This window comes from Catenulispora rubra, from assembly GCF_015356825.1.
Taxonomy (GTDB): domain Bacteria; phylum Actinomycetota; class Actinomycetes; order Streptomycetales; family Catenulisporaceae; genus Catenulispora; species Catenulispora rubra.
Genome location: NZ_JAACYW010000717.1, coordinates 1 through 553 on the forward strand (window position 1 = coordinate 1; position 553 = coordinate 553).

Below are 553 nucleotides of genomic sequence, written 5' to 3' on the forward strand. Positions count from 1 at the left end.
CTCATCGCCCACGCGCGTGCCGCGCTGGCCGATGGCGGCTTGGACGTGCTGAATGGGCAGGCTGAGACCCGGGTCGCCCGTGCGGTGTTCGATGCGCTGTTCGGCATGGGTGGGTTGCAGCGGTGGCTGGATGACCCCGAGGTGGAGAACATCACGGCCAACGGCCACGACTGTGTCTTCATCCACTACGCCGATGGCAGGAAAGTACAGGTCGGGCCGATCGCCGCCTCTGAGGAGGACTTCGTCGATCTGCTGCGCACGATCGCCGCGCGGGCCGGCACCGAGGAGCGGATGTTCGACCGTGCCCACCCACAGCTGAACATCCAGCTCCCGGACGGTTCGCGGCTGTTCGCGGTGATGGCCGTGTCTGACCGAGTGTCGATGACGGTACGGCGGCACCGGCACATGGCGGTGTCGCTGCAGGAGCTGTCCGCGATGGGTGTGTTCGACCTCGACATCGCCGCCCAGCTTGCCGCGGCGGTGCGGGCGAAGTTGAACATCCTGGTCTGCGGCGGCATGGGACACGGCAAGACGACGCTGGTGCGGGCGCTTG

1 protein-coding gene is annotated in these 553 nt (G+C 67.6%); it reads left to right on the top strand.

Annotation, left to right across the window (positions count from 1 at the left end; genetic code table 11):
* Window positions 1-553 (top strand): ATPase, T2SS/T4P/T4SS family (locus GWK61_RS55110; RefSeq protein ID WP_194922369.1); only part of this gene is annotated, 553 nt, incomplete at both ends.